25 protein-coding genes are annotated in these 22,234 nt (G+C 44.9%); 11 read left to right on the top strand and 14 right to left on the bottom strand.

The window, feature by feature from the left end:
- Positions 1–23 precede the first annotated feature (23 nt).
- Positions 24–575: a hypothetical protein gene (locus KK083_RS04095; RefSeq protein ID WP_254160964.1), complete on the top strand. Its 552-nt coding sequence runs from the start codon at positions 24–26 to the stop codon at positions 573–575.
- Between the two features lie 475 nt (positions 576–1,050).
- Here KK083_RS04095 and KK083_RS04090 read toward each other — a convergent pair whose 3' ends face one another.
- On the bottom strand, positions 1,051–1,617 hold the full coding sequence (locus KK083_RS04090; RefSeq protein ID WP_254160962.1) for a YceI family protein: 567 nt from the start codon (positions 1,615–1,617) through the stop codon (positions 1,051–1,053).
- Positions 1,618–1,722: 105 nt separating this feature from the next.
- Between KK083_RS04090 and KK083_RS04085 the strand changes: the two genes are divergently transcribed.
- Positions 1,723–2,064: a winged helix-turn-helix transcriptional regulator gene (locus KK083_RS04085; protein WP_254160960.1), complete on the top strand. Its 342-nt coding sequence runs from the start codon at positions 1,723–1,725 to the stop codon at positions 2,062–2,064.
- A gap of 129 nt (positions 2,065–2,193) precedes the next feature.
- Positions 2,194–3,108 carry an EamA family transporter gene (locus KK083_RS04080; RefSeq protein WP_254160958.1) on the top strand — a complete coding sequence of 305 codons (915 nt, stop codon included), beginning with the start codon at positions 2,194–2,196 and terminating at the stop codon, positions 3,106–3,108.
- 110 nt (positions 3,109–3,218) lie between these two features.
- Here the strand turns inward: KK083_RS04080 and KK083_RS04075 are convergent, their stop codons facing one another.
- The 3 genes from KK083_RS04075 to KK083_RS04065 are packed head-to-tail and all read right to left on the bottom strand — an operon-like array spanning position 3,219 to position 6,122.
- Complete coding sequence (locus tag KK083_RS04075; protein ID WP_254160956.1) at positions 3,219–4,898, bottom strand: AlwI family type II restriction endonuclease; 1,680 nt, start codon at positions 4,896–4,898, stop codon at positions 3,219–3,221.
- Between the two features lie 6 nt (positions 4,899–4,904).
- Positions 4,905–5,813 (bottom strand): DNA adenine methylase, encoded by a 909-nt coding sequence (locus tag KK083_RS04070; protein WP_254160954.1) that lies wholly within the window; start codon positions 5,811–5,813, stop codon positions 4,905–4,907.
- A 3-nt stretch (positions 5,814–5,816) separates the two neighbouring features.
- Positions 5,817–6,122, bottom strand: a complete 306-nt coding sequence (locus KK083_RS04065) for a helix-turn-helix domain-containing protein (RefSeq protein ID WP_254160952.1) — start codon at positions 6,120–6,122, stop codon at positions 5,817–5,819.
- A 515-nt stretch (positions 6,123–6,637) separates the two neighbouring features.
- On the opposite strand from KK083_RS04065, the gene KK083_RS04060 reads away from it, so the two are divergent.
- A complete protein-coding gene (locus tag KK083_RS04060; RefSeq protein ID WP_254160950.1) occupies positions 6,638–7,270 on the top strand; it encodes a DUF4272 domain-containing protein in 633 nt (210 codons plus the stop codon).
- A 137-nt stretch (positions 7,271–7,407) separates the two neighbouring features.
- On the opposite strand, the gene KK083_RS04055 is transcribed toward KK083_RS04060, so the two are convergent.
- Entirely contained in the window at positions 7,408–7,728 is a 321-nt protein-coding gene (locus tag KK083_RS04055; RefSeq protein ID WP_254160948.1) for a hypothetical protein, read from the bottom strand.
- A 271-nt stretch (positions 7,729–7,999) separates the two neighbouring features.
- Here KK083_RS04055 and KK083_RS04050 point away from each other — a divergent pair, with 271 nt between their 5' ends.
- On the top strand, positions 8,000–8,152 hold the full coding sequence (locus tag KK083_RS04050) for a hypothetical protein (RefSeq protein WP_254160946.1): 153 nt from the start codon (positions 8,000–8,002) through the stop codon (positions 8,150–8,152).
- A gap of 45 nt (positions 8,153–8,197) precedes the next feature.
- On the opposite strand, the gene fusA is transcribed toward KK083_RS04050, so the two are convergent.
- The 3 genes from fusA to KK083_RS04040 all read right to left on the bottom strand — a co-directional run bounded on the left by fusA (position 8,198) and on the right by KK083_RS04040 (position 11,386).
- Positions 8,198–10,273 (bottom strand): elongation factor G, encoded by a 2,076-nt coding sequence (gene fusA, locus KK083_RS04045; RefSeq protein WP_254160944.1) that lies wholly within the window; start codon positions 10,271–10,273, stop codon positions 8,198–8,200.
- A gap of 248 nt (positions 10,274–10,521) precedes the next feature.
- Complete coding sequence (locus KK083_RS32445; protein ID WP_262899447.1) at positions 10,522–10,650, bottom strand: hypothetical protein; 129 nt, start codon at positions 10,648–10,650, stop codon at positions 10,522–10,524.
- A gap of 223 nt (positions 10,651–10,873) precedes the next feature.
- On the bottom strand, positions 10,874–11,386 hold the full coding sequence (locus tag KK083_RS04040; protein WP_254160942.1) for a hypothetical protein: 513 nt from the start codon (positions 11,384–11,386) through the stop codon (positions 10,874–10,876).
- Between the two features lie 464 nt (positions 11,387–11,850).
- On the opposite strand from KK083_RS04040, the gene KK083_RS04035 reads away from it, so the two are divergent.
- From KK083_RS04035 to KK083_RS04010, 6 genes are all read left to right on the top strand, one after another.
- Positions 11,851–12,966, top strand: coding sequence for an epoxide hydrolase family protein (locus tag KK083_RS04035; protein ID WP_254160940.1), 1,116 nt, complete (start codon positions 11,851–11,853; stop codon positions 12,964–12,966).
- A gap of 209 nt (positions 12,967–13,175) precedes the next feature.
- Positions 13,176–14,051 carry an SDR family oxidoreductase gene (locus tag KK083_RS04030; RefSeq protein WP_254160938.1) on the top strand — a complete coding sequence of 292 codons (876 nt, stop codon included), beginning with the start codon at positions 13,176–13,178 and terminating at the stop codon, positions 14,049–14,051.
- Between the two features lie 28 nt (positions 14,052–14,079).
- The gene (locus KK083_RS04025; RefSeq protein WP_438834718.1) at positions 14,080–14,997 is read left to right on the top strand and encodes a helix-turn-helix domain-containing protein; all 918 of its coding nucleotides are present in this window, start codon (positions 14,080–14,082) and stop codon (positions 14,995–14,997) included.
- Between the two features lie 178 nt (positions 14,998–15,175).
- Positions 15,176–15,595 (top strand): DoxX family protein, encoded by a 420-nt coding sequence (locus KK083_RS04020; protein WP_254160936.1) that lies wholly within the window; start codon positions 15,176–15,178, stop codon positions 15,593–15,595.
- A gap of 110 nt (positions 15,596–15,705) precedes the next feature.
- Entirely contained in the window at positions 15,706–16,149 is a 444-nt protein-coding gene (locus KK083_RS04015) for a DUF1801 domain-containing protein (protein ID WP_254160934.1), read from the top strand.
- Between the two features lie 63 nt (positions 16,150–16,212).
- Entirely contained in the window at positions 16,213–17,538 is a 1,326-nt protein-coding gene (locus KK083_RS04010; RefSeq protein ID WP_254160932.1) for an outer membrane protein assembly factor BamB family protein, read from the top strand.
- Here KK083_RS04010 and KK083_RS04005 read toward each other — a convergent pair.
- From KK083_RS04005 to KK083_RS03980, 6 genes are all read right to left on the bottom strand, one after another.
- Positions 17,535–18,050 carry a hypothetical protein gene (locus tag KK083_RS04005; protein WP_254160930.1) on the bottom strand — a complete coding sequence of 172 codons (516 nt, stop codon included), beginning with the start codon at positions 18,048–18,050 and terminating at the stop codon, positions 17,535–17,537. The two genes, KK083_RS04010 and KK083_RS04005, sit on opposite strands and share 4 nt — an antisense overlap.
- Before the next feature lie 132 nt (positions 18,051–18,182).
- Complete coding sequence (locus KK083_RS04000; RefSeq protein ID WP_254160928.1) at positions 18,183–18,725, bottom strand: hypothetical protein; 543 nt, start codon at positions 18,723–18,725, stop codon at positions 18,183–18,185.
- Positions 18,726–18,782: 57 nt separating this feature from the next.
- On the bottom strand, positions 18,783–19,235 hold the full coding sequence (locus tag KK083_RS03995; RefSeq protein WP_254160925.1) for a DUF4259 domain-containing protein: 453 nt from the start codon (positions 19,233–19,235) through the stop codon (positions 18,783–18,785).
- Positions 19,236–19,300: 65 nt separating this feature from the next.
- Positions 19,301–20,953, bottom strand: a complete 1,653-nt coding sequence (locus KK083_RS03990) for a hypothetical protein (RefSeq protein ID WP_254160923.1) — start codon at positions 20,951–20,953, stop codon at positions 19,301–19,303.
- Between the two features lie 161 nt (positions 20,954–21,114).
- A complete protein-coding gene (locus KK083_RS03985; RefSeq protein ID WP_254160921.1) occupies positions 21,115–21,576 on the bottom strand; it encodes a hypothetical protein in 462 nt (153 codons plus the stop codon).
- Between the two features lie 16 nt (positions 21,577–21,592).
- Entirely contained in the window at positions 21,593–22,234 is a 642-nt protein-coding gene (locus KK083_RS03980) for a hypothetical protein (protein ID WP_254160919.1), read from the bottom strand.

Here is a 22,234-nt window from a genome sequence, read left to right as displayed (position 1 = left end):
ATTAGTGTAATAATGAGCTAGATATGCGACAAAAACGAGTCAGACTTGAAATACTTGATGGCATTATTCATTATAGTTTGGCGATCTACGTTGCGCTGCCAGTGTTAATTCTCGGCTTGTACTTTACATTCGCAAAACTTGGGCTTTTTGGAGTTAATTCTTCCATAAACGAAATGATCTTCATCATTCCGGCACTGACTCTGGCACCAATTTCGATTATAATATATCTGATTCAGCGTGATAAATTGAAATTTCAATTCATTCGAACTTCCGTTGATAAGGAGGCTTTCAGAGATTGGGTAACCGACGTTGTTAGAGAATATAAGTGGTCAATTCGTTCGTTTAAAGACAACACTTTTATTATAAAAACGAATCCCGGTTTTGTGAATCAATCGTGGGGGCAGCACATTACGATCATGTTTGTGGAAGGAGGAGTGCTGGTAAACAGCATTTTTGACCCGAACAAAGGAAGCTGGATAATAACATTTGGGAGTAATAGAAGAAACATAGATGAAATAAAAAAACTGCTTGTAGCAAAGACGCGTGAAATAGAAATTTACAAGAGTGGGGTGTAGTCTGCAAAATTCCCCGGATCTTTAATACATCTGACGTTCTTTGCACCAATTTCACGGGAGAGCAGTAAAAACGCAAACAGAGCAACAGGCTCTGCGTTAGTTGTTCAGATTGCCATATCAGGACCCCAGTGAGATCGCTGAAAATGCCCCCTGGATATTCCGGGAGGCATTTTTATTTGTCGGTGTATCAAATTCTGTTTCGTTGCTAGAAACAAGACCTTATGCCTTCAAAGGCTGTCGCATAATTCTGTTAGTAGAATCTTCCCGGAATTAACATTTAAGCGTGCGGCTCATTTAAATTGATATTTATGGGCAACCCTTCTGATGAACTTTTCGACAGGCTACTTCCGGTTGCGTACGAGCCCTTCTTTTTCAAATGGAATTCATGTTATACTCGCATTGATCACCACGCAGATATGGATTCATCTTTTCTGGGCCAACTGAGAAAACATTAAGCAGCTGATGACTAAGCATATCAATTTGCAGCAGCCGGCTTCATTTCTTCCACGAGTTCTGATACCTGTATATTCGCTACGAGTTTAATATCTTCTCCTAAGCCTAAGTTACCAGCATCGGTCACCACATTCCATGCCATTCCGAATTCTTTGCGATTGATAATGCCCGTTACTTCGAAGCCATGCTTCACCACGCCCTGAAGACTTCTTTGAGAACCACCATACTCAACATTCAACTCCACAGGTTTCGTTACGCCCTTCATGGTCAGGTTGCCTGCCATTTTAAATTCGTTACCGCCTTTATTCACAAATGATGTAGACTCAAACGTGATTTTCGGATAGAGATCAGCTGAAAAGAAATCACCCTCGCGCAAATGCTGATCGCGCTGGGCCTGATTCGTGTCGATACTCGCAACATCAATCGAGAAGTATACTTTAGCATCATCAAACCCTTCTCCTTGTGAAACCGCGCGGCCTTCAAATTTATTGAAAGAACCCGTGACGGTGGAAATTACCAGGTGCTTTATCTTGAACAGCACTTCCGAATGCAGCGGGTCTATTGCCCATGTTGTTGTTTTATTCTTCATATTTTTTAATTGATTTGAAGACGTAAAATTATATACCTTTACTATTCAAAATATAGTAGTTACCCAATGGTAAGTAGTTACCTTCGGGTAACTCGATGAATTGCAATGAATCAGAAAACACATTCATGCCAGCAAAAACTCCGAATATCGAGAGATGCACTGGAAGTAATACAAGGAAAATGGCGACTGCCTATTGTGCTGGCGCTTACGTTCGGTAATAAACGGTTTGGTGAACTTCAGCGTGACATTTCAGATATCTCACCAAAAATGCTTTCGCAGGAATTAAAGGCACTTGAAGAAAATAAGATTATCACGCGCACGCTCTATGATAGCATGCCGGTGGTTGTTGAATATTCATTGACGCCTTTGGGACATTCCATGAAGAAATTGCTGGACGAGATACTAATCTGGGGCGCTCATTTCCGGAAGGAAGTACTGAAGTCATGAACGCCGTACCAGGAATAAGCCCGGATCATCAAGATGATACCATTGTTGCGATTAAAAAACTACGGGCAGGTCTGGAGTAAAACAAATACGCCCCTGATTACGTGGTAATACCCGAAATACATCAAGAAAATGGTACCCAACAATACATTAAAAGCAAATCACCTTTTTCTCGTCCTCTTTACCATGGTAATCTGGGGAATGAACTTCATTGCCATATACTTTGGTTTAAAAGGCTTTTCGCCATTTTTGTTGTCTGCGATTCGTTTTGCGCTTGCAGCATTGCCCTGGGTTTTCTTTCTTCCCAGACCTAAAGCTCCTGTGAAGTATATCCTGGGCTATGGAATTTTTACATTCGCTTGTCAATTTGGATTTCTGTTCAGTGGAATTTACCTTGGCTTATCCCCTGGCCTTTCATCGCTCGTCGTCCAGGTTCAGGTGTTTTTTTCGATGGCACTTGCAGCACTGTTCTTTAATGACAGACCAAGTCTCTGGAAGATCATTGGATCATTGATTTCATTCATAGGAATCGGGATTGTAGCGGCTAACGTTGACACAGGCACTTCATTGGCAGGGCTTATATTTACTTTATTAGCTGCTTTGTCCTGGGCTGCCGGAAATATGTTTTCAAAAAAGGTTGATGCGCAATCACCCCTCGCGCTGGTGGTCTGGGGTAACCTTGTGGCGCTGCCATTCATGGTTGTGATGACATTGGTGATCGATGGGCCAAGTGTGATCTGGAGCTCGCTGCAGCACGTTTCCATCCCCACTATTGCGGCAATTATTTACATCGTTTATCTGTCCACGCACCTCGGATATGGTGCGTGGGGTGGGCTATTAAACTCATATCCTACTGCGATGATCGTTCCTTTTACACTACTGGTACCAGTTGTTGGTTTCTTAAGCTCGGCAATATTTTTGGGAGAGGATCTGACCTCATGGAAACTTGCAGCATCCTTCTTTGTCATGGCCGGCCTTGCATTCAATCTCCTTGAGAGGCAAATTTCAACATTAACAAAAAAACTCACACGTAAAGCTAATCAATAGGTATATGGCCGAACAGGGCTTGTCCAAATTGCATAGAACAGACATTTAACTGGATCTATGACCATCAATCAATACCTTCTACCTATTGAATTGTAATCGTTAATGTAGCCTTATTCGGCCAACCACTTCAATGCTTCTTGTGTCACTCCGGTGAACCATTCCTTCTCATCACGGGCAGTTTTTGCCAATTCAATGGAACGTTCAAAAAAACGTTGAATATGTCGTGGCTCAGGAGCATAGTTTGCGTTGTATGAGTCCTCAACCATCTTAATGAATATAGTCAGCGGTAACGGGACAATGGTGGACGTGCCTCCGTAGTAACTGATATTCACTTTGTGCATGGCATAAAAGTGTGCAATGCACGCCTCGTTAATCGTCGGTGCAATGAAAAGACAGTAGGCTGGTTTATTGGTTTCTCGTTTTACCTTGGCAAGGTGTCGCGTAACAGGTTCGCCTTCTGTTTCATATTGTCGTTGCCCGTTTTGCATTGTAACTTCCACCGCTAATCCAAAATCACCATAGTCACAGATAATATCGGCCATATTTCCTTGCGCGGTTGACATCGGTTTGCCAAAATCATCAAACTTTAGGTTGGCTTTGATGTTTCCGCCGTCCAACATGGTCATTGCGCGCCAGGTATTCCATTCTAACATTAAAGGCGTGTCATACAGCGAATTGTCAAGTATCTGGTTAAAAGTTGTGTTGATTTCTTCAAACAATCGATAATCTTTGATTGCCGTCACCTGCTCTTTAAGTATCGCTTCTTTTCTCTTTTCTAATTCGTCAGAGAAAATGTCTTTGAGTTGCTGCAAAGACGATATTTCGCTTATGTCGATCTGCGGAAATTCGGTTCGGATCTTGGTTTCAAGGAGCTCTCTGTTGTCGGTTAAAAGCATTGGACTTCCCGCACTACCAAGCCAGGAAACGTATTGCCTTTCGTCGTCTACAAAGCAAGGATCCCTGTCAGTGTGCTCCAGGAAGTAATCGACTTCCTGAATTTTTTCCTGGGTAATTGAGACTGATTTTCCGATGTGTGAAATGTTTACCAGGCCTGTAGCCCGTAAATAGCGAATACAGGCATCCGCATAGTCACGAATGTTACTGGCTTTGGTTCTTAGGAAATTTTCAACGGACCTATCGTTCGTTTCTCTTGTTTTAGTATTGCCTGAACTAATGTCATCAATATAAATTTGCGTCAATTCAGTTTTTAAGTAGCCAGCGCGGAATTCTTTGTAATTACCTTCATGCCGGGCCTTTGCAACTCTGAAATTGTCAATTTTTGAGACCACGTCGTCGAATCTGTGATAGTCGACCAACTGAAGTCCAAAAATCATTAGCTCATCAAATTTTAGGGAGCCGAAATGACGAATGAGCCGAAATAATTCAAGGTATGGCTTTACCCAAAATTTGGCAGAATTGTCAGTGGGCTGGTGATACGGTGATGGAAGTTGAAATTTAATTAACTGCCTCAAAAATATTTCTTCTTTTCGCCTGGATGTAACTAATTCTAAACCCGCAGGAGTTAAGCGAATAGTAGGGGATAGTACAACAAAACCAAGGGATTTAGGTGCTCGATTTATCCTGTCTCTGGCACTAAAAGCAGGGTCATTTGCTCCTTCACCATTAAAAAAGTTCTCCTGTCTCAAGCGTTCCATGAACTCCCTTTGTGTATGGGTATTCCATTCCTGGCCTGAAAAATGAGTGTTCAGTAACTCAATTTCCGGTATCATTTTGGCCGGCGTTCGTGGTGAAGTTGTGACGAAAATTACTTTGCTGTCAATTCTTGCCATGAAGAATCATGATGTTAATTCTTGCTGAAGCTCCAATTCTGACAAATTGGCCTGCGTGTTGTTTCCATAGTTTGAAACTAAAATATGGGTGGCTGCGGACTTAAATCTGTTTCTGATGTTTACTGCATATGATTTTCCGTATTCATCTACGATCATATCCCCATATAGTTTTTCGGTCAGCGGTGTCCTTCCAATTACCATTAACGCTTTGCACCTAAGGTTCTTATAACTTTCGGCTAATTCAGTATGATTCTTTTCATCAAATCCATCTTTATATTCGACATTGCCATAGTCGGAAAAAACACAATCATAGGGTGGATCTAAAAACATGAAATCGTCCTCTTCCGCCATATTGAAAATCTGCTTGTAATCAAGATTGTATATTTCTGCATTGGCAAGTAATTCACTGTGTGCTCTGGTGATCAAAGACGTATTCAGGTTGGGATATCTGCCATAGGGAACATTGAATTCTCCTTTGGCGTTATAGCGAATCATTCCTGAGTAAGCCGTTTTATTGATGAAAAAATAAAGCAGGGCATCTGAATATTTCTTGTCAGTCAGGTCATTGAACATATCCCTGATTTGATAATATAATGTTTCGTTATTATCATTTACGCGCTTCTCGGGCGTTCTACTTTTTAGTTTCTCGAATTTCTTGCGATTGGACGTGTATGTTTTTTCAATTTCGTCGAGCTCTTTTCGCAACAAGTCAAAGTTTGATTTTACGCCGGAATAAAAGGCTATCAATTTTGAATTGATGTCATTTATAATTGCTTTTTTAGGCTCCAGATAAAAATACAAAGCGCCGCCACCAAAAAACGGCTCAATGTATCTGCCGCCAAATGGGGGGATATGTTTTTCAATGTGTGGAATTTCTTTCGACTTCCCACCTCTATATTTAACTAATGGCTTCATGTCTTAGTTTATTTTATGTTGATACTTGCTGATATTTTCTGCTACTACGTTTAAGATTTTAGCAGCTTCATCTTCGCCAGCAATAATATCATACACTTTGGCTGCATACCACAGTCTAAGAAGTTCTTTGGAGTTGGCTTTTAAGAATTTGGAAAGGACGACTACTTGCTCCCTCTTGGCATGCCTGTCACCTTTTTCTATTTTGCAATAGGTGGCGGTGTCAATTTCTAACACTGCGGCTAATTGCCTTTGAGGGATCTGTTTACGCTCGCGTAATTGTTTCAATTTATTGCCAAAAATCATTGACATAGTTTTGTCTTGACATTATTTGGCAAATGTAGCGATTGGTTTTCGCCCCACCAACCCATTCGTATCCCCAAAATAGCTTATTGCAAATGACAACTCCTGTCAATTATATACTAAAAGGCAAGCTTCCCGAAAACAGGGGCGGCCCTGCTATTTTTACCTGGTTTTATACAAATGAAGTTAGGCAACCATGCCCATATGCCATGGGACATTTGCCCCTATGATATTTGTATTGAGATCCCGGGATCAAAATGAAATTCTTTATCTTGCCCATACCAACTGACATTCTTTGCACCAATTTGGCGGTAGGCAAACGGAGCGCAGTAAAAAACGCAGGCAGCGCAACGGGCTCTGCGTTAATTGTTTAGATTATCATACCAGGACCAGCGGGATCAATCGAGCTTCATTACGGCATGTTTGTACATGACAACGGGCAGGGTAATCCCGACAGGCACTATTATTGAACGTTGTGAATGCGTAAATGGTATTTACAATGCAGCAAGACTTAACGAGATAGCATGACATCAGCAGACCGGAAACGCAACTCAGAAAAAATACTTTTATCACTGGGTATATCTCTTGCAGATGACCTTCCGCCCATAGAAGAAGAAAATGCTGTTACGTTGCGGTCGGCGCAGGAAATTGCCGAGCGTATCGTGATCCTGACTTACTTAAACTGTGTTGCCAGCGACCCGAGCCTGCGGCAGCAGATAATGATGTTCCTCATTCAGGAACGCCTTTGGGATAAAGTCACAACGCAGGAAAAAGCACTCTTTCATAAATCACCCCTTACTGAAGATGATCTCGCGGTGATATTTTGGCGCGGCGAATCCATATGGTTATTGCTTTGGGTGATCAATAAGATCGATCACCTTAACCTGCCGCAACAGGAAGTAAACCTCCACGACATATTTCCCCACCTGCCCGGTTTTTTCGAACCCACGAGTGATTTTATAGACAGTGCCACACTGAGGGGCGTTTCAGAGATCCTCGATCAATGCGATTTCATCTTCAGGCTCAACTGGGCGTTACGCGAACCTCATCTTCATGGTTCTGCAGCTATGACATTAAATCCAGCTATAGCCTACGAGCGATATTTTGCCATCACCTGGGTTGCACGAATGCGGCCGGGGTGGGAAGATGCTTCGTGATGTCGGCAGAAATCATAGAAGTCGACCAGATCAAAATCACCATGGAATGGCGAGATATCTAAAAGGGATAAATTTTTCAGGAATGTGGTGGGTAATCTTTTTTCCAAACGTGTGATAAATGTAATTAACTTACAGACTTAGATATGCCTTCTTCCAGTCAGTAAAACACCTATCCTGTCGAATTTGATTACCTTGTCCATAGTTGAATTCCAAACTTGAAAGCTTTGCTGTCCTAAAAGATCATGGATTGCCTTGACTATTTCCGTTCGTTTAATCGTCTTGGAATTTATTCGGTCATGAACAAGTTGGAGTGTATCATCCTTCAGAAATTCATCAATTAACTCCTGAACAAGCGAAAGTTTTATATCACTACCAGTGCCGAAATGAAGCCATTCCTTATCCCAAGTCACAATTTGGCTGATGTGGCTGGCAGCGTGATGTAGTTGTCTCGAGTCCATTGATCATTTTAATTCTAATCGATTAAATTCTGCCAAATCCAACAGTAGAAACATCTGTGCTCGGTGTCTATTACTCGTGAATTTACGGCCGTTGGAAATGCTCTGCAACATTGTGTAATACACCCAGTATGCCCTCTTCAATATATATTATTTTCCGATTCCCTTAATCAGGATCTTCCTTTAAGGCGATAGTATCTAGCGCCTCTGAGCTTACTGAACTCACATCGTTCAATGGAAGATCATGGCTAAAACCATATGAAGGTTAAGCATCATGAAGATCACGCCGAAGGCCACACCCAATGCTCTGTTTTTTGACAAGATCAAGATTGTTGTGGCCAGGAGCAGGGCGATGGCGGGAATGTTGAACAGAGTGCCCGTCAACGATTTTCAGTTATTTGTCAATATTTCACTCAACGGTGTGTAAATAAAAACAGGCTCCCTTTCGAGAGCCTGTTTCACAAAATCCACATCACGCTCTTGCCAGCACTTTCTCTGCAATACCTTCCGGCACTAACTGATACCGGCAAAAGGTGAGTGAAGCAGATGCCCGTCCTGACGACAGCGTTCTCAGCGTGGTCACATAATTGAACAGCTCTGCCAGCGGAACTTCGGCATCGATCCATTGCGTGTTGCCTTTCAGCGTGATCTCGCGAATGATACCGCGGCGCCGGTTCAGGTCGCCGGTGACTGCTCCGGTGTACGCTTCAGGCGTGAGGATGCCGACACGCATCAGGGGCTCAAGAAGCTTGGGCGAAGCCTTCTTCGCGGCCTGCTTGAATCCTAATGATGCCACCAGCTCAAAGTCCTGCGCGCTGGAGTCTTCGTCGTGGATGCTGCCATCGAACAGGCGCACACGCATCGCCTCGAGCGGATATCCCGCCAGCACGCCATTCTTCATCGCTTCCTCAAAACCTTTCTTCACTGAAGAAATGAACTCTTTGGGGATCGCTCCACCTTTGATGTCGTTGACGAACTCCAGTCCCGCCACGCCATTGGCTGGGGGCGACAGCTCGAAATGGATGTCAGCATAGCTTCCGTTGCCACCCGTCTGCTTTTTGAGCAGTTCGCGGTGCAGCACCGGTTGGGTGAGCACTTCGCGATAGGCAACCTGGGGCTGTCCCTTGCTGATCTCAACACCGTAACCCGACGCCAGTTTTTCCAACACCACTTCCAGGTGCAATTCGCCCATGCCGCGAAGGATGGTCTGACCTGACTGGGCATCGACCTCCAGCTTCAGTGTTGGGTCTTCATCCAGTAACCGTGACAATGCTACGCTCAGCTTGCCCGATTCTTTGGCCGACTTCGCTTCAATGGCATACCCGATCACCGGAGCCGGGAAGTCCATACTTTCCAGGTGTATCGGGTGGCCTGGAGCAAACAATGAGTCGCCTGTTTTCGCGTCTTTCAGCCCCACGAGCGCACCGATGTCTCCCGCGTGGAGTGTTTCGAGTGGCTCAAGCCTGTCAGATAGCACGCGCAACAGCCGGCTCACGCGCATGGTTTTACCGGTGCGACTGTTCACCAGGGGGTCGCCACCTTTCAGCGTACCTGCGTAGATCCGTGCCATTACAAGCTTGCCAACATAGTCGTCGCTGATCACTTTGAACACCAGTCCCGTGAAAGGAGCTTCGTTGCTCACTTTGCGTGTGATGTTTTCACCACTGTCGGGATCCGTGCCCCTGATCTCATTAATATCAGCCGGTGAAGGCAGGTAAGAAACGATCGCGTCAAGCAGCGGCTGCAGGCCTTTGTTCCTGAAGGCAGCGCCGCACAGAACAGGCGTAAGCTGCAAGCTCAGGGTAGCCTGTCGCAAAGCTCGGTTGATCTCAGCTTCGCTTAAGGGTTCAGAAGCCGTATACTTTGTAAAGATGGCATCGTCAACCAGCGCGAGCTGCTCCAGCAGGTGCCGCCTCCAATGCGTTGCTTCGTTCAGGAGCGTGGCAGGGATCTCTCTGCTTTCGTAAGTCCTGCCATCGGCATCATTCCATAACAGCGCTTTCCACCCGATGAGGTCGATCACACCTGTAAAGGTGTTTTCTGCTCCGATCGGTAGTTGCACCGGCACGACTAACGTATTCAGTTTTTCCTGGATCTCCTTCACCACGCCGATGAAGTCAGCACCCTGTCTGTCCATCTTGTTTACCATGATGATGCGTGGCACGTTATATTTGTTGGCCTGGTGCCACACCGTTTCTGATTGTGGCTGCACACCAGATTTTGCGCAAAATACAGCGACCGCACCATCGAGCACACGCAATGACCGCTCTACTTCAGCCGTAAAATCCACGTGGCCGGGCGTATCGATCAGGTTGATCTGGTAGCGCGTTTGGTCTACCTGCCAGAACGTTGTAATGGCGGCAGAAGAGATGGTGATACCTCGTTTCGCTTCCTGCGGATCGGTGTCCATCACAGTGTTGCCATCGTCTACATTACCCATTTTATGGATCAGTCCGGTGTAGTAAAGGATGCGTTCGGTGACAGTTGTTTTGCCGGCGTCGACGTGCGCCATGATCCCTATATTTCTTATTTGTCTTAACGTTGTCATATCTGAATGTTTAAAAGCGTGAGGTGATACAATAAAAAAAGCCCCTCATCACGGAGATGAGAGGCTTTTAGTAAGCACGTAGCTTGCCCGTTGCCTTATGTCTCCGGCATTTTTATAATATCACTTATTATTAATTTCAATTGTTGCATGATGAATTTGTTTTCAATGCTTTTAATGGTTCTCACCGGGAGGCAACAAAAAAGCCTTTCCGGAGTGGAAAGGCTTTGATATGATTAGCTCATGATCAGTTAAACCTCTTTCATCCGGAACGTATTGTGCCTCCCGCCTTCTATAAAGACGATGTGGCTGCTGGCAATGATGGCTTTGATGCATCCTTTGCCTGCAGTGCTGTTCAGATTGTTGAAGTTCGTTGTCATGGCTTCAAGTTTAAAATTTGAAGTTTAAGGTTTAAAGTTGGAGTCCGAACTTTAACCGGGGCAAAGGTAATAAGAAGGTTGGGTTGGGAAATGATTTTGTGTAGATTTTTTATGGAATGGTCAATTGTTATCAGTTAGCATCACTGGTGAGCAGTTATGATTTTTTTGTCCTGGACAGGAGAGATAATTCGCGAAATCATTTGATCTTTAAGATCTGCGATCACTACTGTGCAATCTTTACAGAGCTTAAAAATTTCTCCTCATCGCTGGCGGCCCCGGCATATTCTTCGTCCGCTAACCAGAAGTCGAAAATGTAGACATTTCCGGCCACACATATAGCAAGTTTGGTGGACTTTGCCTCAACCTCGGTGCCAGGGAAATAACCTCTGAAGGAAGCACTTCTGCCCTTTACATTTCCGACGGAGAAGTCTTTCTTCACAACCTCTTTGGGTTTATTGTCTTTCATTGCCCCGTCTAAAATACCATCGAGAAATTTTGATGCCTTCTCCTCTTCAGCCGGAATCTGCATTTTGCCAGGCAATGGACTTACCGTTGCAATGAAAGCACAAGCATCGTTGTCGCCTACGAAAATCACTGCACCGCCTGATTTTTCCTTGTCGGCTTTTCTGGGCATATCGACGGATACCTTTTTGTCAATAGTATTAGTAACCCATTCCTGGGCGTAAGCAAAAGAAGTGCATAAGATCAAAAGTGCGAAAATGAGTTGTTGTTTCATGATTCTTGTTTATTCTGAAGGTAAGCCTAAATGTAAGGGAATAGCCGTGTACGGAACGTGGGATTGTATAAGAAAGCTTACAGTACTACTGCTACTGCTTTTTAACTATCGGTCTGGCCTGCCTGGGTGTCGGACTCCGGCTTTCACAAAGCTATGATTGGAAATTCAACGACTAAATCCGATTGACGAAAAGCAGAGAATAATTGAGGAAATGTCTCATCAGGCGGATTTAAGCACCTGTCGGCCGTTATCGCATCTCTAGGTGCGATTTTGATCAGTTGATCAATCGAATCGTATTGTTAGTCAAGTATTGTTTTAGCGTATGCCATGAACTGTGATTTTTGGGAATGTTCCACATCAAATCACGAACCATGAAACAACAATTTTTATTACCAGCGATCTCCATGAGCCTGGCACTTTTGTGGGCAGGTAACAACGTAAACGCTCAAACTAAAACATCAACCATGAAAAACCTAACAGCATTCAAAGTATCTGTTCCTGAACAAGTGCTGGTGGATCTGAAAAATCGTTTAAAGAACACCCGTTGGCCTGGCGAAGCCGAAGGTTCGGCCTGGAATTTTGGTACCAGTGAAACTTACCTGAAAGATCTGGTTGGTTATTGGCTTAACACATACGACTGGCGCAAACATGAGGCGACCCTTAACCAATACCCGCAATACATTGCCGATGTAAAAGGTGTGAAGATCCATTTTCAGTACATCAAAGGGAAAGGTAAAAATGCAAAGCCCCTCATCCTCACGCATGGATGGCCCGATAGTTATTATCGCTTTCACAAGATCATCCCATTATTGACCGAGGGTGAACAGAGCTTTGATCTGGTAATTCCATCCATACCTGGATTTGCATTCTCGGAAAAAATTGCCCTGTCTAATGAAGCTGTTGCGGACCTGTGGAAGGTGCTGATGACAGAAAATCTTGGCTATGAAAAGTTCTATGCCGCGGGTGGCGACGTGGGCATGGGCGTCACTAAAGCGCTGGCGTCGAAATATCCCGAAGCAGTTGCAGGTGTGCATTTTACCGACCTTGGTTATCCCATGGGCCAGGAAGATCCCAATACCATGACCGAAGCAGAGAAACAATTTGCACAGTTCGTACAGCAGTGGTGGTACAGTGAAGGCGCCTATGCCATGGTACAGTCCACCAAGCCCCAATCAGTGGCCTATGGGTTGAACGATTCGCCTGTTGGGCTGGCAGGTTGGATCCTTAGCTTTGTTAACGCAGGTGCTTCGCCCGAACTTATCGAGCGGGCATTTGGTGGTAAAGAAGAGCTCCTTACCAATGTAATGATCTATTGGATAACACAAACCATTTCAACCTCCGTCAGAACGTATAAAGTAGATGCCATTGCCCAGTGGGGCTCACAACCTTTACCGAAAAGTAATGTTCCTGCCGGGGTCGCGGTCTTTCCGAGGGAAGCACAGTTTCCAAAAGAATGGGCGAATCGTTTTGTAAACGTGGTCAGCTTCACGAAGATGAAAGAAGGCGGACACTTCGCGGCCCTGGAGGTGCCAAATGTTTTCGCGGAAGAGCTTAAAGGTTTCTTCTATAGTCTTAAGTAGTGCAGCCACCTGGGTGTTGCCTTCAAATTGCAGAACGACTTTAATTGACTTTTAAAACAATCCCCCTCCGGACTGCGCTGCGGTGCGGAGGGATTGGCCGGTTAGACACGGGGAACCCGGGCATTTCGTTTTGGCTACAACAAACATCGGATTGGATACGTCCGGTTTTTTAAGGTTGCCCAACTTTGCATCAACAACAAAATAAAAAAATGAAAATATTTGTAACAGGTGCATCGGGCTTTATTGGCTCAGCCGTGGTCAGGGAATTAATTGATGCAGGACATCAGGTCATTGGTTTAGCGCGTACTGCAGAGTCAGCAAAACAGATCAGCAATGCGGGCGGAGAGGTATTAATGGGAAGTCTGGAAGATTTGAATATTTTAAAACAAGGTGCTTCAATGGCTGATGGTGTTATTCACACCGCTTTTATCCATGACTTCACCCAATATGCCAAAGCAAATGAAGTCGAAAAAGCTGTGATCAACTCCATGGGCGAAGCGATGATGGGAACCAATAAACCTATCGTAGTAACCGCCGGAATTTTAGGATTGCCTGTCGTCAATGGAATTATTACGGAAGAAAGCAGGGCGCAAAATTCGCCACGCAGTTCGGAAGCCACGGCTATGACATGGGCAGCGAAAGGCGTCAATATTTCCGTGGTGCGTTTACCACCGTCGGTTCACGACAAAGGCGACAAGGGCTTTGTTTCGTTTATCATTCAACAAGCCCGCAAGAATGGAGTGTCTGCTTATCCAGCGGACGGCCACAATCGTTGGCCTGCAGTACATCGTCTGGATGCCGCGAAGATCTTTCGGTTGGTAGTGGAAAAGGGCGTAAAGGGGGCGTTGTATAATGCAATAGGTGATAGCGGTATTGAGATAAAGAAAATAGCAACATTGATCGGTGAAAAATTGAATTTGCCGGTTGCCTCGGTGACAGGAGAAGAAGCTATCAAACATTTCGAATGGATGACCGGTTTCATCGGGTTTGACAGTCCTGCCACGGGTTTAAAAACACAAGCGCAATTGGATTGGAAACCGGTACAAATCGGACTATTGGAAGATTTGGAAAAGCACTATTTTTAGATGCAGGCATGTTGATGTTTTAAAGGGTATGATGACAGAACCGGTACGAATAAAAACGATCAGCGAGTTTCATAAGCTGCGTGGTTTGCCGCCGCCAGAGCACCCGCTTATCAGTGTGGTCGACTATTCGCAGTTTAATAAGTCGCATGTAGACGATGCGCCGGGTTTGCTGTTTGATTTTTATCTTATCTCCATCAAAAGAGGAATGGAGGGGAAAATGCGTTACGGTCAACAGTCATACGATTTTGATGAAGGCGTGATGTTCTTTATGGCGCCCAATCAGGTGTTAAAACTTGAAAAGGACCAAAGCGCGAGGGCAAAACGCCAGGGCTGGTTATTGCTCATCCATCCCGATTTTTTATGGAGAACGCCGCTAGCCAAAACGATCAGGCAGTATGAATATTTCGAGTACTCGGTAAACGAAGCACTTTTTCTTTCTGAAAGAGAAGAGGAAACGCTGAATGAGATCGCTGCGAAAATTCAGCAGGAGTATCGTTCAAATATTGACAAATTCAGTGAACACATCATCATTTCTCAAATTGAAGTATTGTTGCGCTACGCGGATCGTTTTTATCACCGTCAGTTCATCACACGAAAAAAATCCAACCATAAGATCCTTGAACGTTTGGAACAACTTCTGACCGATTATTTCAATGGTGAAGACCTGGTAAGCAAAGGTTTGCCGACAGTCCAGTTTATTTCAGACAGCCTGAACGTTTCACCGGTTTATCTACGGAGTCTGCTCAAAGTATTGACGGGACAAAATACACAACAACACATACATGAAAAGCTAATTGAAAAAGCAAAGGAGAAGTTGTCAACAACAGATCTTTCGGTAGCTGAAATTGCGTATCAGTTGGGTTTTGAGCATCCGCAGTCATTCAGTAAATTCTTTAAAGCAAAGACCAAACAATCACCTTTGGAATTCAGGCAATCATTTAACTGACAGGATCTTGCTTCGCACCCACTACCGCCCCGCTTCCCAGATCACTCACTACGCCGAAATAATGTCGCAAGTAACCCCGTAGATCGCCGCATTCACCACCGCTATCAAGTATGGCGCTTCTTTAACTTTGTATCATCATACAAACAAAAAAGGAACGTAAAACTTAAACAATAGCGTTATGACAACAGCAACTATCGGATCAACAGTGGCCGTCCCAACATCCAAAGGAAAATTGTGGACTGCCCGCATCATGGGTGGACTGGTTATCGCCTTCATGCTCATGGACAGCATTTTTAAACTTATTCCGAACGACATGGTTACGGCAGGAACTGTAGAACTTGGTTACCAGGCGCACCACATTCCGGTAATGGGTGTGTTGGGATTCATCTCAGTCCTTCTCTTTGCCATCCCCCGTACGCAGATCCTGGGGGCCATCTTACTGACCGGCTATTTTGGCGGCGCGATTGCAACACATCTCCGTCTTGACAATCCGTTGTTTTCTCACCTTCTGTTTCCCGTATACCTGGCAGTGTTAGCCTGGGGTTCTCTCTGGTTAAAAAATGAAACCCTTCGCAAATTGATCGCAGGAAAGAAATAGATCTTTTAGTTCGTAGTTTGTAGTTGGAAATGTTCACTACAAACTACGAACTCTTTTAGGGACACTGTATCAAGCGAGCTCTCCTGAGCTGACCAAAAAAGTAAACCTCCATGAAAGACGGAAAATCAAAAACGGTAGACGCACAAATCAAGAAATACATTGCCAGTCAACCCGAGCCAAAACGCAGCGAAATGCAGGCGTTACATGAGCTCACACTTCAGGTATCACCCACGTGTAAATTATGGTTCAGCGACGGTAAAAACAGCGATGGTAAAACTGTTGCCAACCCTAACATAGGATACGGATTTTATACCATAAAATATGCCGATGGGTCAACCAGGGAGTTTTATCGAATTGGTGTGAGTGCAAACACAACCGGCATCTCTGTCTATGTCCTCGGTCTCGATGATAAGACGTACCTGGCTAAAACGTATGGTAAAAAACTCGGAAAAGCAAGTGTGACCGGGTATTGCATTAAGTTCAAGACTCTAAAAGATATAAATGTTGACGTGCTTGAGGAGGCCATCAAATATGGGCTTGAGGCAAAGCATTGATAACATGAACTGAGTGAGATACAGCGTTCGGTTGATCGCGAATTCTTTAGTAATATTGGTAATATGAAACACCTCTCCGTTCTGTTATCAGCCCTTCTTTTTTGTACCTGCAGCAAATCGCCGAAAAAGGAAACACCTGAAATTGCTCAGCCTGTACCTGATACCGCGCGCGGGATTATTGCCCGATCTGTGCCAGCGCCGGAAGAAGAAGAAAAGTTCGCTTCAGATTTTTCCGGCTTCCTCAAGGTTAAATGGTCTACGGCCAGACGGGAGAAGAATTATTCGCACAAACTTTGCATCATCAACAACTTGGTGTTGCCAGACAATCTCGCTGACGGGTGGGACTTGGTCGATCTTGATTCAGCAAGAATTATTTACCTGAACAATCCCAACCACCTTGCCCAGGTCAGAAGCAGGCTGGCAGATTCCGTTTACTGGCTGAAATACAAATGGGCGGGCAGTATGGTGGATATTTTTAACCAGCGATCTTTGCAGGCGGGCAAAAATCCCGAGGCAGTCACACCGCAGCCAATGACACATGTTATTGAGGTAATTGAGTACAACCGGAATACGCTGGCCGCGCTACAAACCGACGACCCGGCGAAGGTGCGCTGGACCTATGTCTTCGATACCGACGCTGTTTGGGAGATCTTCAACATGAATACACTTGCCCTTGTGGAAACAAAAAACGGTATTCATCTTTTTGATAAACAAAGTGGCGATAAAAAGTGGAGCATGTCACGGCCTGAAAATGTTTTTATACGTGAAAAATTTATAACCGAATCAGCAATTGGTATCGTCAGCGGCAACACTTTGGTGAAGCTTGAGCCGGCATCAGGCGATACATTGCTTATAGAAACCTTTAAGGGTAAAATAAAGGACGGCGAGATCGTCAGGCAGGGTGATGACGTTTTCTTTGCCGTTGAGAATGAAGGCGTCTTCCGCTATAATTTCGAAAATGGAGAAAAGAAATGGCGTTATAGCGAGGGAGACCTCGATTTTTTACATGGTGTAGCCATGCATGGCGAGCACCTTTATGTATTTCAAGGCGGAAAGATAGTCAAGTTGCGAGCCGATAACGGTGATAAAATTTGGGAAACGAGAAAGGCAGACTACGGATCTCCCTATGTCATCACCGATCTTTACATACTTACCAGCGCCGGAGGTTACCAGGAGGGAGGTATTCCGGCGCTTATCGATGGGAAAACCGGCAAGCTGTTAGCTGTCCATTTCAACAACATGTTTTACAAAAGTGAAAGCGATCACACGTTTATCAGTGATATCAATGTTGGTATGTCGCGACTACACTATGCCGGCAATCATCGTATTCTCGATGTGTGGCAGTCGGGTGATAGCGCCATCTATCAGGTGCTGGAGGAAATCCACTAGCAACCATCATCCAGTAAGTTCAAAATTCTTTTCGCAGGACCATCCTCTTTCCTGACCGGCTCAATCACGAGTTGATCATAGGGTTGTGCATATTGTAAGATCTCCGATATCTCAACTTTGATCTGGTTTACATCAGGTCTTTCCCTGCCAGGGATCAGAACTTTGCTTCCAAGTCTTCTCAAGTACACATAAAAGGGAACTTGCGTTGTTTGACCAGTTATAGCCGCTCCTTTGAGCACCGTCAGCTCACCTTTTGTTTTAAGGCTGAACACCGTATAGTCTAACGACATTCCGTCTAACATGAGTGGATTGTCGTAAAAAGTTCCCCGTTCACAGCCCGTGTAAATGTATTCGTTGTCTTCCTGTAGCACCTTCTTTTCCCATGCCGGCCTGGACATTGCATTTAAACTAAGCCTTGTGTTCGATCTCAAATAATACTGGGCAAATGTCCGTGACCCCATCAATACCATTAGAAGCATCAATAGGGTGAACGATTTTTTTAAATGTTTCATAAAGCAGTACTTTGGTTTTGTTTAACCAACGTACGCACCGAAGGTGTGAAAAAGTGTAAACGCCTTGTAAAAACAGTGTAAATGATTGTAAATCCTCTCAACAGGGCCTTCAAAAGCCCAGGACCTGAACTTTTATTCTACGTTTTCGATAAGCCCTTGATCCGTCAGCCTGTATTTTTTGTGTGTTACCGAAAGGGAATCGGTGCCAGGGATCTCATCAGTGCCTTCGGCGTTGATTTTTCGGGTTGTAGTACTGTCAGTAAACAAGATCTGCCGGTCGGGCGTTATGGTTACAATATTGGTAGTATAGTGCCCCATGTCTCCCATCGCGTTTTCGTAAATGGCGTGTGAACTCAATTCATTCCCGCTATTGTCATAAGTGATCAAGATCGGTGTTCCGATATCATCTGGCACGTAGCCTAAAATTGTAATGTTGTTGTCCGTTTCAAATACTTTTCCAACCAATGTGAAGTAGCTCTTCTCCTTTAGTTTTTTGATCAGCTCATTATCCGGCAGCTCAATGGATCTTAATTTCATCTTTCTGTCAGAATTGAAATTCAGTGGTGGCTCGAGCTTGGGAAGTTTTTCTTTTAGCTCAGCGATGTCCTTGTTTATTTTTTCCTGCTGTCCACAGCAACTCAATAGCAATATCAGTCCAATGATCCTAAGCTTCATCTTCAGGCTTGTTGTTAAATACGAATAATAAAATTGACTTATGTATCCTGACTGGATCTATGATTTCAATCTTTTCAGGAGCTGCTCAACGCCTTGTTTCCAGGCTGGGTAATCTTCATCATTTTCTGACCAGAGCTCGTTCAGCTCGGAGGTGTCAGAAAGAACTTTTTGCAGTGCTTCAATGGCTGGCTTGCGCAGGTCGGACAGGTCAACGTCCGGATTCCTGTCCGGAAAAGTATCTACATCTAATGGTTCGTCATGACCTGCTTCCGTGAACTTTGTGCCATTGACCTTCCGGTCCACATAGGTTGCCCCAACGATCACGGCACTTCCTTCATCGGACTCCAGGTATTCGGCTTTGATGGCAGTTTCGAAAGCCTGCCGGATAACCTTCTTTGGATTGTCAGAATCTTCGATGTCGGCCATAAAATCCAAGGCTGCATCGTCTTCAAAATATCCATGTCCCCAGGCACCCATATTGTATTTTTGTTTGATGGTTGTTGAATGCAATAAAATACATTTCTACGGATATGACAATGCAGTTTTTGACGATACCCTACATGAGCTTCCGCCTCTTACTCGGTATCTACCTTCACATCTTTGAACATGAACGGGTTGTCACTAAGCCTTAAAGATTGGCCACTCGCAATTGTTACGTTCCTGAGAATAACTTCCCTGGTTCTGACGTAAGGATATTTCTCCACGTAAGAGTCGTCTTTCATGTCTGCATTGAAATTTCCAAAGATCGCGGGGCCATTGTACGCCTCAGGGTGCTTGGAGTCATCAATGCGGAGTCCTTCGATGGTGATGCGTTCAGGCATGTAACAAGTGTAGCCGAAGTCATGCTGCCCGGAGTAGCTTCCTCCGATCAGGCTGGCGCTGATGGGTTTGCCACCTGCCGGTATGAAAGTGCAGTTGCGGATCAGGAGCTCTCCCTGCCACGTGCTGCCATAGTCGGAGCGCAGATTGACCAGGCTCCTTCCACGTATGGTTGTGTTCTCCACCGTGAAGATGCCGCTGCCGATAGCGTTGATTCCCTGATGCCCCAGCGTTGAGTTGCGGATGGTGGCATTGGCTACGCCCATATGGGCATCGAACCGCGAAAAGACGCAACCATCGTAGAGAAGATTCTTGGAGTAGTTGGATCCCATGATTCCCCAGTAGCGGCTATCGTTGATATCATTCGTCTGGCGGCAGTTCACGAACGACACATTGAGGGCCCGGTTGACGGAGAGGTCGTACGTACCCATAGAAACTGTAACGCCTGCTCTGCCAATGGTCTCGTACACTTTGTGGCCCGTCAGGATCGCGTCCCGAACAGTAACATAGGAACAATCGCTGACTAAGAGGAAGCCGCCGTAAGGTGCGCCGTGATCTCCTTCGCCGGTGACGCGATGTTCAAGTCCTTTTACAACAACATTAGAGCGCTTGATAGCGATGCCCCGGTTGTAGTAAGTGTATTTCGATTCGGCGTTGTTGGCAATGGTGGTGAAACGTCCTCCGGTAATGGTCAACGTATCCTTGTCAATGGGAAGGGCCGTGATGTCTGTGATCTGATCGAAGTCCCAAATGATCGGCGCATTCATATCGACATTGCCGTCTTTGTCAACAATGAAGATGTCTGTCTGCGAGGCTCCGTTGTTCTGATTTGCGCCAAAGCGGATGTAACGTTTTACATTTGAATCAGTGACGGTGATGATGCAGGTGCCGGGCAGGGAAACATCAATTTTCTTTTGGTTTCTCTTGAGAGAAGAGATGCCCTCGAGCTTGTAGGCCTGGAGGCTGGAGCTAACAAGGAAAACCTGTGCTGTGCGATCTTCGACGCCTGTGTCGTCAATGATAAACTGAGCCTTGCCAAAATCGGTGTCTGTTTGGATGACTGCCGTGCGGTTTTTTCCGCTGATGTAATACGAGGCGTTGTCGTCTGCTTTGACCTGAAGCTTATGTTGATTGGCGAACGCATGGGTTGCTGCAATGGCGTCTATGTCATCGGTTTTACCGTTACCCCTGGCACCGAAGTCGCGATAGCGCACCACACCCCTGGCTTTAAATTTCTGTACGTCTTTTTTGGATACATTGATGATCAGCTCACCTTTCTCATTGGTGCGAACTTCCGTTTTCTTCCCGTCAGATGTGATCACCACATTTTCAAGCGGGGCTGTCGGCTGCCCCTGAGCCATCGTAAATAATGGAGAAAATGATAAGAGGAATAAGCGTAAGTATTTCATCAGCAATTTTTTTATGCTAGTACCGGCATGAAGCTAAGGACATTTTCAATCACGTAAGCTGATATTGTGATATTTTCAATGAACGGCGATAGTAGGGGAGTTTTGCCGTTGCTAGTTGTGTGGACAATGCAGGAAAGATTGGCGATCAATACTACTTTGTCTCATTCCTTCTCTTCAAAAAAGCTTTTACGCAAAGTATCAAATGCCAGGCTGAACATAATCAAAATCGGTAACGCCATCCATCCTGTAAAGACAATTTCAAGACCATTTTGCCCATCAGTAACATAACAGAGGGTGTGCCCGTTGGTAAAAAAAGCTGCCAGTGCGCACTGTAAAAAGATATACTCAAGGAAGTTGAATAGTAAAAGTTTGCCCGTTATCAGGCTATATTCTCCTGAAAGCCATTTGTTGATTTTCCTTACGAAAACAATGGGTGCTACCACCGCCCCGACTGCCGTCAGCGTCCATAATATTGTCCAGCTGTTCGAGCATTCGATATTCAAAAGCGTAAGGCCTTTTTGGAGTGCAAATATGAAAATTGCTGTAAAGCCGGGAATAAACACGCCGGCGATGCAAAACTTCAGTGTTGGGGTTATGAAATTATTTTTTCCTGTTGTTGTCACTTGATTGAAAGAATATTTATTCGTCGCTAAGGACGTTAAGTTTTTTCAGGGCTTTACATTGTTCTATATGGTACTCATAATTCGCGGACGCATTTTCACCCTGGAACCGACCAGATTTCCGTGGTGCCCGATCCGTCGTTAGAACACTCCAGTCTGTTATAAATTCGGTGCTTGTTTGAATGTTTGACTCGTATGGTTTGAATTCAACAATTTCCAAAAGATCTGTAAACAACGATTGATTTTCATTTTGCTGATGGTCAACCTCATAGGTTACAACCATTCTGAGGGAATCGCCTGTCTTTAAGAAAACGGTGTTTCCGAAGCCATGCTCGCCACAACTATGCTTGTCAATTGTTAAAGTATCTCCGGCAAGCACAAACCTTCGAACTTTACCCCAGCAATCGCCACCTCCATAAGGTTGTTGGGCCATTTCTGTGCCCTGCATTCTAATGACCTTTATCCGCTTCTTAGTGGCAACAGGCAACAGCAAACTATCAGATTCGGAGTCGCCATAAATTTTTAAAACTGAATAGAAGTCGTCTGGGTTAGGGGAGATCATGGCGGTGTCTCGTTTAGGATGCGCGGGCTGACTTGTTTGTTCGCGTGCGGTACAGCACGCTAATGCCAGGAGTAATATTAACGCAGCAACTTTTGGCAT

The organism is Chryseosolibacter histidinae (genome assembly GCF_018598225.1).
Taxonomy (GTDB): Bacteria; Bacteroidota; Bacteroidia; order Cytophagales; family Cyclobacteriaceae; genus Chryseosolibacter; species Chryseosolibacter histidini.
Note: the sequence above shows the minus strand (reverse complement) of the source record. Positions and strands in the feature narration are given on the sequence as shown.

Coding starts and splice junctions, on each gene's coding strand:
- KK083_RS04065 (WP_254160952.1), bottom strand. CDS start 6,122: ATGTCAATGATTTTTGGCAATAAATTGAAACAATTACGCGAGCGTAAA.
- KK083_RS04090 (WP_254160962.1), bottom strand. CDS start 1,617: ATGAAGAATAAAACAACAACATGGGCAATAGACCCGCTGCATTCGGAA.
- KK083_RS04040 (WP_254160942.1), bottom strand. CDS start 11,386: ATGAAACAACAACTCATTTTCGCACTTTTGATCTTATGCACTTCTTTT.
- KK083_RS04010 (WP_254160932.1), top strand. CDS start 16,213: ATGAAACACCTCTCCGTTCTGTTATCAGCCCTTCTTTTTTGTACCTGC.
- KK083_RS04070 (WP_254160954.1), bottom strand. CDS start 5,813: ATGAAGCCATTAGTTAAATATAGAGGTGGGAAGTCGAAAGAAATTCCA.
- KK083_RS04095 (WP_254160964.1), top strand. CDS start 24: ATGCGACAAAAACGAGTCAGACTTGAAATACTTGATGGCATTATTCAT.
- KK083_RS04035 (WP_254160940.1), top strand. CDS start 11,851: ATGAAAAACCTAACAGCATTCAAAGTATCTGTTCCTGAACAAGTGCTG.
- KK083_RS03980 (WP_254160919.1), bottom strand. CDS start 22,234: ATGCCAAAAGTTGCTGCGTTAATATTACTCCTGGCATTAGCGTGCTGT.
- KK083_RS04000 (WP_254160928.1), bottom strand. CDS start 18,725: ATGAAGCTTAGGATCATTGGACTGATATTGCTATTGAGTTGCTGTGGA.
- KK083_RS04030 (WP_254160938.1), top strand. CDS start 13,176: ATGAAAATATTTGTAACAGGTGCATCGGGCTTTATTGGCTCAGCCGTG.
- KK083_RS04025 (WP_438834718.1), top strand. CDS start 14,080: ATGATGACAGAACCGGTACGAATAAAAACGATCAGCGAGTTTCATAAG.
- KK083_RS04075 (WP_254160956.1), bottom strand. CDS start 4,898: ATGGCAAGAATTGACAGCAAAGTAATTTTCGTCACAACTTCACCACGA.
- fusA (WP_254160944.1), bottom strand. CDS start 10,273: ATGACAACGTTAAGACAAATAAGAAATATAGGGATCATGGCGCACGTC.
- KK083_RS04080 (WP_254160958.1), top strand. CDS start 2,194: ATGGTACCCAACAATACATTAAAAGCAAATCACCTTTTTCTCGTCCTC.
- KK083_RS04015 (WP_254160934.1), top strand. CDS start 15,706: ATGAAAGACGGAAAATCAAAAACGGTAGACGCACAAATCAAGAAATAC.
- KK083_RS03990 (WP_254160923.1), bottom strand. CDS start 20,953: ATGAAATACTTACGCTTATTCCTCTTATCATTTTCTCCATTATTTACG.
- KK083_RS04060 (WP_254160950.1), top strand. CDS start 6,638: ATGACATCAGCAGACCGGAAACGCAACTCAGAAAAAATACTTTTATCA.
- KK083_RS04085 (WP_254160960.1), top strand. CDS start 1,723: ATGAATCAGAAAACACATTCATGCCAGCAAAAACTCCGAATATCGAGA.
- KK083_RS04050 (WP_254160946.1), top strand. CDS start 8,000: ATGAAGATCACGCCGAAGGCCACACCCAATGCTCTGTTTTTTGACAAG.
- KK083_RS32445 (WP_262899447.1), bottom strand. CDS start 10,650: ATGACAACGAACTTCAACAATCTGAACAGCACTGCAGGCAAAGGATGC.
- KK083_RS04020 (WP_254160936.1), top strand. CDS start 15,176: ATGACAACAGCAACTATCGGATCAACAGTGGCCGTCCCAACATCCAAA.
- KK083_RS04055 (WP_254160948.1), bottom strand. CDS start 7,728: ATGGACTCGAGACAACTACATCACGCTGCCAGCCACATCAGCCAAATT.
- KK083_RS04005 (WP_254160930.1), bottom strand. CDS start 18,050: ATGAAACATTTAAAAAAATCGTTCACCCTATTGATGCTTCTAATGGTA.